We start from the raw sequence: 9,333 nt of genomic DNA on the forward strand, positions 1-9,333 counted from the left end.
CCCTACATTTACAGCAGGTTTTTTCGCTTCTACAAAAAACTTTCTTACTCCCCCCACCCGAAAACTATAATCTGGTGCTTTGGCTTTTTGAGTATGGCTAATTTTTAAACTATCTTCATGAACAACATCTTGGTAAATATCAGCTGTTTGTTGTTCATTGCTCATGTCCCATCCCAAGGACGCAAAAAATGGATCAATAAATTGAATCCGAGTTTGTGTTTCGTTTAACCCACCTGCTTTATATAAATCTATTTGCTGGTGAAAGTGCTCAACCAGTCGAATGATAGTTATAGGGACATTCATGTTTAGTGTTAATAGGTAGTGTGATTTTGGGTATATGTATGAATTTTCTATCTCTATGGCTTACGCCACGCTACGCTATCTGTGACAATTTGTGCTAGTTTATCCGCAGCACCACTTTCTCCCCTAACATTACGTAGTTTATCCCGAATTGCTGCTAGTTTTTCTGGATGAGTCAAAAAATCTAAAACCATTTCTCCTATTTCTGGGGGCTGGATTTTGCCCACTAGTTCTGGTACTATTTGTTCTTGTGCCCAGATATTGGGCCATGCTAATAAACCTTTACGACTCAATACCAGCCAGTTAATCACCTTAGCAAAGGTGGAACCCAACCATGGTAAATTAGCTAATAATCCCGGTAAACCATCCCAAGAACGCATAGCATCAAGTTGTTGTGTGGGTAGCAAAACAATCATCGGTACAGCTAAAGCCCCCAGTTCGGCTGTGTTTGCCCCTACGGTGGTTAAGCAGATGCTGCAGTGGGATAATAATTCATAGGCGGGATTTTCTCTGCACAGTTCCACAGATAAACCTTTCTCTGTTTTGAGGGTGGGATGCTCTGATTCCACTAGAACAGCGGGGGAACTACCAAATACCTTGACAAAAGGATTGTTTTGTGCATCAGCAAAACTTGCTAAAGTTTGTAAATCCAATGTCGGCGCTAGGGGAATTATAAATCTGGTTTGGGGTCTTCGGGCGTGAATATATTCAGCAATAGCCAAGCATAATGGGACACCTTGAGCTAATTTTGCGCTTTTGGAACCGGGGAGTAAACCAATTATTTCTGTGTTTGGGGAGGAGTTGGGAGTTAAAACTTGCTCGAGTCTCTGCGCTTCTACCATTAAGTCTCCCACAACTGTAAATTTATGGGCATATTTTGGGGTAACTTTTTGGGCAACTTTTGCTTGCATGACTCCAAACCGGTCAATCCAATGATACCAACGTGCATCCCATTCAGCATACACCACTGTGCGATATCCCAGTTTTTTGCCAATGACCAGGGGAAAAATTTGATCGCCACCTAGGAAAACTACCACACCGCGATCGCCCCAGTCCCAATTTTCGGCAGTTTTACCCCACAGCAAGAACCGCCAAAAATGTTCTGGTGCTTGTACTCTATCCACTTCTGGATAGGAAAGGGCGATCGCTGCTTCTTTACCGCTAGCATTTGGACAAGGTGACAAAACTACAGAAATCCTCACCACACAAGGATTATCCGCTAATTTTTGCCGCAAAGACTTGACAAATGGACGCACCCATGTAGTTACCTCCCCAGGTCCATTGGAGAGAACTAATATATCAACTGGTTTACTCATTGGTGATTGGTGATTGGTCTCTAGTCATTCTAGTTCTGAGTCGCCAATCGGTAAATATTACGATTTTGTTACAAAAATGTGAGTAAACACTTTTGTGATTTGTCAAGATTTATAAATAAATATTTATTTTTTTATATCGATTTGTGTCATAAAGCCCAAAAAATGCTCAAAGGTCAAGGTTTTTCTGATAAAAAATTAATATTGCCGAAAACAAGAAGTAACTCTGGCGGCAGATGTCGCTGAGAACTTCAGTTAGAGAACACGCATCACAAGGAGCCTATCTGCATGTTCACCCACGTCAAGTCCACCATTAGACATATTGCGCCTGATAACTTACGCGGACGTAATTTAATCAAGGTGGTCTATGTCGTGCTTGAGTCCCAGTATCAAAGTGCATTGTCGCAAGCTGTTAGCACCATTAACTCGAACAACCCCAACCTAGCCATTGAGGTGAGCGGGTATTTGATCGAGGAACTCCGAGACCCAGAGAACTATGAAGAGTTCAAACGGGATATGGAAACTGCTAATATCTTTATCGCTTCACTTATTTTCATAGAAGACTTAGCACAAAAAGTAATTGCCGCCGTTGAACCATACCGCGATCGCCTGGATGTAGCGGTAGTGTTCCCATCAATGCCAGAAGTAATGCGCCTGAATAAAATGGGCAGCTTTTCTTTAGCACAGTTGGGACAATCCAAGAGTGCGATCGCTCAATTCATGCGCAAACGCAAGGAGAAATCAGGGGCGGGTTTCCAAGACGGAATGTTAAAGCTGTTGCGGACCTTACCCCAAGTATTAAAATTCTTGCCAATGGAAAAGGCACAGGATGCGCGAAACTTCATGCTCAGTTTTCAGTATTGGCTGGGAGGTTCACCAGAAAACCTGGAAAACTTCTTGCTGATGCTAGCTGATAAATATGTATTAAAAGATGTAGACAAAAAAAACTTTGCATCTCCTACATATGAAGCGCCAGTTGTCTACCCGGATATGGGTATTTGGCATCCTTTGGCAACCACAATGTTTGAGGATGTCAAAGAATACCTGAATTGGTATACAGCCCGCAAGGACATTTCCGGCGATCTCAAAGATCCCTTAGCCCCTTGCGTGGGATTAGTATTACAACGTACCCACCTAGTTACTGGTGATGATGCTCATTATGTAGCCATAGTCCAGGAATTAGAATCACTCGGTGCCAAAGTCATTCCTGTGTTTGCTGGTGGGTTGGACTTCTCTAAACCCGTAGATGCTTACTTCTACGAACCAACTACCAAAAACGCCTTAGTAGATGCAGTCGTCTCTCTGACTGGTTTTGCTTTGGTAGGTGGCCCCGCCAGACAAGACCATCCCAAGGCCATTGAAGCCCTAAAACGCCTCAATCGTCCTTACATGGTGGCATTGCCCTTAGTATTCCAAACTACCGAAGAATGGTTAGATAGTGATTTAGGCTTACATCCCATACAAGTAGCCTTACAAATTGCCATCCCCGAATTAGATGGAGCCATTGAGCCAATCATTCTCTCAGGTAGAGATGGAGCTACAGGTAAAGCGATCGCCCTGCAAGACAGAGTAGAAGCAGTAGCACAACGGGCATTAAAATGGGCTAACCTGCGCCGCAAGCCCAAACTAGAAAAAAAAGTTGCCATCACCGTTTTCAGCTTCCCCCCAGATAAAGGTAACGTCGGTACCGCCGCCTACCTAGATGTATTCGGCTCCATCTACGAAGCATTAAAAGGGCTAAGAAACAACGGCTACGATGTGCAAAACATCCCCGAAAGCGCCCAAGCATTGATGGAAGAAGTCATCCACGATGCTCAAGCCCAGTATGCAAGCCCAGAACTGAACATCGCCTACAAGATGTCAGTACCAGAATATGAAGCACTTACCCCCTACTCCCAACGCCTAGAAGAAAACTGGGGACCACCCCCCGGAAACCTCAACAGCGATGGGCAGAACCTGCTAATTTACGGTAAACAATTTGGTAACGTCTTCATCGGCGTACAACCCACCTTTGGTTACGAAGGTGACCCCATGCGCCTATTGTTCTCCCGTTCCGCCAGCCCACACCATGGCTTTGCTGCTTATTACACCTACCTAGAACGGATTTGGGGCGCAGATGCAGTGCTGCACTTTGGTACTCACGGCTCCTTGGAATTCATGCCGGGTAAGCAAATGGGGATGTCTGGAGACTGTTACCCAGATAACTTAATTGGCACAATTCCTAATCTGTATTATTACGCAGCTAATAACCCCAGTGAAGCCACCATCGCCAAACGGCGTAGTTACGCTGAAACAATTTCCTACCTCACCCCACCCGCAGAAAACGCAGGTTTATACAAAGGTTTGAAAGAACTCAGCGAGTTAATAGCTTCCTACCAAACCTTAAAAGACAGTGGTCGCGGTATTCCCATTGTCAACACCATCATGGATAAATGCCGCATCGTCAACCTGGATAAAGACATTAACTTACCAGAAACCGACGCTAAAGATATGACCGCCGATGAGCGAGATCAAATCGTTGGTAGGGTCTACCGCAAGTTAATGGAAATTGAATCTAGGTTATTACCTTGTGGCTTACACATCATTGGTAAACCACCCACCGCCGAAGAAGCAGTAGCTACCCTGGTAAACATCGCCAGTTTAGACCGTCAAGAAGAAGAAATTCTCAGCTTACCCCGCATCATTGCTAACAGCATCGGGCGGAACATCGACGATATTTACCAAAACAGCGACCTAGGGGTTTTAGAAGATGTGCAACTACTACAAGACATCACCCTAGCTACCCGGGGCGCTGTGGGTGCACTGGTGAAAGCACAAACCGACGCGGAAGGGCGAGTTTCCCTAGTTTCCCGGTTGAACTTCTTCAACATGGGTAAAAAACAACCTTGGGTAGAAGCATTACATCAAGCAGGTTATCCCCAAGTTGACGCTGCTGCTTTAAAACCACTATTTGAGTATTTGGAATTCTGCTTACAACAAGTTTGCGCAGATAACGAACTCGGCGCATTACTCCAAGGTTTAGAAGGTGAGTATATCCTACCTGGCCCCGGTGGTGACCCCATCCGCAACCCGGATGTACTACCCACAGGTAAGAATATCCACGCCCTAGACCCCCAATCTATCCCCACCACCGCCGCTGTGCAATCAGCCAAAATCGTTGTAGATAGGCTGTTGATACGTAACAAGGCAGAAAATGAGGGTAAATGGCCAGAAACCATCGCCTGTGTCCTTTGGGGAACCGATAACATTAAAACTTACGGTGAATCCCTAGCACAGATTATGTGGATGATTGGTGTGCGTCCGGTTCCCGATGCTTTAGGACGAGTGAATAAATTAGAATTAATACCTTTAGAAGAGTTGGGACGACCCAGAATTGATGTAGTCATCAACTGTTCCGGTGTATTCCGCGATTTGTTCATTAACCAAATGAACCTCCTAGACCAAGGGGTAAAAATGGCTGCGGAAGCTGACGAACCTTTAGAAATGAACTTTGTCCGCAAACACGCTTTACAACAAGCTGAGGAAATGGGAATTAACCTCAGACAAGCAGCAACCCGCGTATTCTCCAACGCTTCTGGTTCCTACTCCTCAAATATTAACTTGGCGGTAGAAAACAGCACTTGGGATAGTGAGGCCGAGTTGCAGGAAATGTACTTGAGACGGAAATCATTCTCTTTCAACTCCGATAACCCCGGTGTGATGGATGAATCCCGGCAGATTTTTGAAACCACTTTAAAAACCGCTGATGCAACTTTCCAAAATCTCGACTCTTCCGAAATTAGCTTAACTGATGTTTCCCACTACTTTGATTCCGATCCCACAAAGTTAGTCGCCAGTCTGCGTAGTGATGGTAAAAAGCCAGCATCTTACATTGCAGATACCACCACAGCTAATGCACAGGTGCGGACATTATCGGAAACTGTACGTTTAGATGCGCGGACTAAGTTGTTAAACCCCAAATGGTATGAGGGGATGTTATCCCACGGTTACGAAGGTGTGCGCGAACTCTCTAAGCGGTTGGTAAATACCACCGGGTGGAGTGCGACCGCTGGTGCTGTGGATAACTGGATTTATGAAGATACCAATGAAACCTTCATCAAAGATGAAGAAATGCAAAAACGGTTGATGAATCTCAACCCCCATTCTTTCCGCAAGATTGTCTCAACCTTGTTGGAGGTGAATGGTCGGGGTTATTGGGAAACTAGCGAGGAGAATTTAGACCGCCTCCGCGAGTTGTACCAAGAAGTCGAAGACCGCATCGAAGGAATAGAATAACCTTGAGGATAGAGGCGCTCTTGAGAGCGTCTCTACTCATTCCCAAGGACGATATCCCATCAGGTTTTCAGTCTGCTTTGATGAGACAATTAACAGAATATCTATAGTCATCCTATTTGAGTTGAGAAATTATCAGTGAGGAAAGGTAAAAGAAATTGTTCATGAATCATTGAGAATTGCTATATGAAAAATCAGGCTTATGCTCAACTTGAATTATTTCAATTATTGCAACCTCTAAAAATTATTAAACATCAAACAAAATTTACATTTTTAGACCTTTTTTCTGGTATAGGTGGCTTTAGAATCCCTCTCGAAGAGTTGGGCGGCTTTTGTTTAGGATATTCGGAAATTGATAAAGAAGCTATTAGAGTTTATAAAAATAATTTTATTCATGAAACTAATAAGGCTGAAAAATATTTAGGAGATATTACTAATTTAAACAAGCTACCCTTTGATATAGATATCATGGTTGGTGGTGTTCCTTGTCAACCTTGGTCTATAGCAGGTAAATTACAAGGACTAGAAGACCCAAGAGGTAAATTATGGCTTGATGTTTTTAGAATTGTCCAAATTAACCAGCCTAAAGCATTTATATTTGAAAATGTTAAGGGTTTAACGGAGCCTAGAAATAGAAAAAGTTTAGAATATATCATTGATAATTTGTCTGTATCAGGTTATGTAGTCAAATATCAAGTCCTTAATTCCTATGATTTTGGTTTACCACAAGATAGGGATAGGGTATTTATTGTTGGTATTAACAATAATATCCATAACTCCTGGGGGTTTACATTTCCTCAACCTTTGAATCAACACCCCAAGATTTATGATATTGTCCCTGGAGTGGAACGTACTCAATTTACCAAGAGGAAATTTCCCCCAGAAGTTCTATTTCCAAATGGTAAAATCCCAGCTTCTAGAGGAAGATTTCAAAAGATAGATGAGTTGAATGATTTTTTTACATTTGCCGATATTAGAGACGGACATAGTACAATTCATTCTTGGGATATTATACCAACCACTACAAGAGAAAAGTTAATTTGTAAAACTCTATTGAGAAATAGAAGAAAAAAAATTTATGGACCTAAAGACGGTAACCCTTTAGAATTTGAAGTATTACAATCTTTGATTTCTAATTTATATATAGAAGAAATTAATACTTTAGTAGATAAGGGTATCCTCCGTGCTGTTGAAGGTAAAGGCTATGAGTTTGTAAATTCTAAAATTTCTTCAGGGATTAATGGTATTTCTAAAATATATTTACCTCATGGTGATGCAATTGGAACTTTAACGGCTACGGGAACAAGAGACTATATATCTATAATATCTATACAATGTCAGGAACCAGAATTATATAAGCAAAACTTTATCCAGCAAGTTTATCTCAAGAATCAGTATAAACCTTTAACCTCCCAAGATTATGCAAGATTACAAGGATTTCCAGATAATTTCCAAATTGCAGATAATGAAACTACAGCCAAGCATCAATTAGGTAATGCTGTTTCTATTCCTGTCATTTACCATTTAGCCCAACCTTTGTTAAAAATAATTTTGTCATAAGATGTTTTAAATATGGTAGCTATTAATTCAAAAACTCGCGCTGCAATAAAAGGTTATTTAGAAGGTTTTATCAAGGGTCTGATAGATGAGTATAAAGGGCGAGAAATTTTAAAACCTGTTAGCGCTAGGGAATATTTATCAAGATACTCATCTAATGGGGAGTTAAAGCCATTTCAAGCCGCAATCATCCCCCCAGAACTAATCAGGATAAATCAATTTGAACGTGGTTTGAGTACCAGGTTAGGAAATTCCCTTGAAGAATGCGCGCGCCTAATTGCATTGGAACATCATCAAGATGTGCGCCGAGGTTATGATATTGAAGCCAAAGTTAGTAATGCCGCCTTTGCAGAAGTAGAAATTCAAAAACAAAATTATGAATCTGCTGTTAACAAAAAACAAGAAAAACCAAATCTTAGACAGATGATCACAGCGGTTCTTAATGCTAGGCGCAGCGATGATTTAGAAAAAAAAGTAGTTCGTGCCGATCTTTATATTTTGGCTAAGGATAGCAGAAAACTCTTATTTGAAATTAAAGCCCCCAAACCGAATAAAGGACAATGTTTAGAGGTTTTACAACGCCTACTTAGATTTCATTTACTTCTTGATGGTAATCAGCCTCAAATACAAGCTTATTATGCAATGCCTTATAATCCTTATGGTGTAAATACCAATGATTATAAATGGACACATGCAAAGAAATATTTACCTTTTGATGAAGCTGTAGTCATAGGAAATGATTTTTGGAAGATTATCGGTGGAGCAACTACTTATGAAGAACTGCTAGAGATTTATCTAGAAGTGGGAAGAGAAAAAAGTAAATATATGCTTGATGCTTTAGCTTTTGGATTTTAACAAAGCGATCGCCTGGTAAATAGACACAGAGCGCCACATGAAACTACCAGGATATTTTCTGAGGTTTCCCCGTGCAGTTTACAATATATCCATAAATTGACATTTTACCATAAATATGGTAGAAGGCGGCAATGGGAAAACCAGCCAGGAGAATTTAGAGCAACTGGAGGGAGTTAGACTAATAATGAACCACATCCAGAAAAAGAAACCGATAAAGGAGCAGTTAAATCAGTGAGAGAATTTTTGATCAAAGCAGGAATCAAACCATAAATAGTTATTGACATTAATCACAACCAAAATAAGGGAGGATAATTAAAAGTATGTTGGCTTACAAAGGGTATACAGCATCAATTGAAGTAGATGTAGAAGCAGGAATACTTTTTGGCAGAGTTCTTGATATTAATGATGTGATTACATTTAAAGCTAAAACTATTGAAGAAGCACGTCAAGAATTTCAAACTTCTATTGATGGTTATTTAGCTTTTTGTGAAGAACTAGGAGAAGAACCAGATAAACCTTTTTCTGGTAAATTGCCATTTCGCACCACTCCAGAACATCATCGTAAAATTTTTATTGCAGCAACAAAAGCAGGTAAGAGTATTAATGCTTGGATGGATGAAATCTTAATCAATGCTGCTGAAGAATCAGTTAAAGCATAGATTTACAGCCCATTTCATCTAAGTTTCTGTGTAGCATCAAACGTAAATTTTAACCCCTCCCTAAGTGGCGATTTGGTTAAGGTGTTATAATGGCACTATACCCTATGAAATCAACCATGACTTACACACCTGATGATGTTTGGCGCTTATTAGGTGAGTTGATTGCGGCTCAAAAGGAAACAGAGCGCCGCTTTCAAGAAACTGAGCGGTTATTAAAAGAACAATCTCAAGAAACTGAGCGGTTATTAAAAGAACGATCTCAAGCAACTGATAAGCAGATTAAACAGGTAAGTCAACAACTGGGTAAGTTAGGTAATCGTCTAGGGGAGTTTGTAGAATGGCAAGTACGCCCTGCTGCGGTAAGATTGTTTCGAGAA

At 41.2% G+C, this 9,333-nt stretch carries 6 protein-coding genes and 2 pseudogenes; 6 read left to right on the forward strand and 2 right to left on the reverse strand.

Annotation, left to right across the window (positions count from 1 at the left end):
- Together PN457_RS03025 and PN457_RS03030 are read right to left on the reverse strand one after the other, a co-directional pair.
- On the reverse strand, positions 1-303 hold a 303-nt coding region (locus PN457_RS03025; protein WP_271731254.1), incomplete at its 3' end, for a hypothetical protein.
- A 53-nt stretch (positions 304-356) separates the two neighbouring features.
- A complete protein-coding gene (locus PN457_RS03030) occupies positions 357-1,616 on the reverse strand; it encodes a glycosyltransferase family protein (protein ID WP_271731255.1) in 1,260 nt (419 codons plus the stop codon).
- A gap of 285 nt (positions 1,617-1,901) precedes the next feature.
- Between PN457_RS03030 and PN457_RS03035 the strand changes: the two genes are divergently transcribed.
- The 6 genes and pseudogenes from PN457_RS03035 to PN457_RS03055 all read left to right on the forward strand — a co-directional run.
- Positions 1,902-5,888, forward strand: coding sequence for a magnesium chelatase subunit H (locus tag PN457_RS03035; protein ID WP_271731257.1), 3,987 nt, complete (start codon positions 1,902-1,904; stop codon positions 5,886-5,888).
- A gap of 183 nt (positions 5,889-6,071) precedes the next feature.
- The gene (locus PN457_RS03040) at positions 6,072-7,445 is read left to right on the forward strand and encodes a DNA cytosine methyltransferase (RefSeq protein WP_271731258.1); all 1,374 of its coding nucleotides are present in this window, start codon (positions 6,072-6,074) and stop codon (positions 7,443-7,445) included.
- Between the two features lie 12 nt (positions 7,446-7,457).
- The gene (locus PN457_RS03045; protein ID WP_271731259.1) at positions 7,458-8,297 is read left to right on the forward strand and encodes a TdeIII family type II restriction endonuclease; all 840 of its coding nucleotides are present in this window, start codon (positions 7,458-7,460) and stop codon (positions 8,295-8,297) included.
- A 183-nt stretch (positions 8,298-8,480) separates the two neighbouring features.
- Positions 8,481-8,567 (forward strand): annotated as a pseudogene (locus PN457_RS18300) (type II toxin-antitoxin system HicA family toxin); the annotation flags it as partial.
- A gap of 50 nt (positions 8,568-8,617) precedes the next feature.
- Positions 8,618-8,956, forward strand: coding sequence for a type II toxin-antitoxin system HicB family antitoxin (locus tag PN457_RS03050; RefSeq protein ID WP_271731260.1), 339 nt, complete (start codon positions 8,618-8,620; stop codon positions 8,954-8,956).
- Positions 8,957-9,072: 116 nt separating this feature from the next.
- Positions 9,073-9,333: pseudogene (locus PN457_RS03055) on the forward strand (ATP-binding cassette domain-containing protein); the annotation flags it as partial.

Source organism: Anabaenopsis arnoldii (assembly GCF_028331025.1).
Taxonomy (GTDB): Bacteria; Cyanobacteriota; Cyanobacteriia; order Cyanobacteriales; family Nostocaceae; genus Anabaenopsis; species Anabaenopsis arnoldii.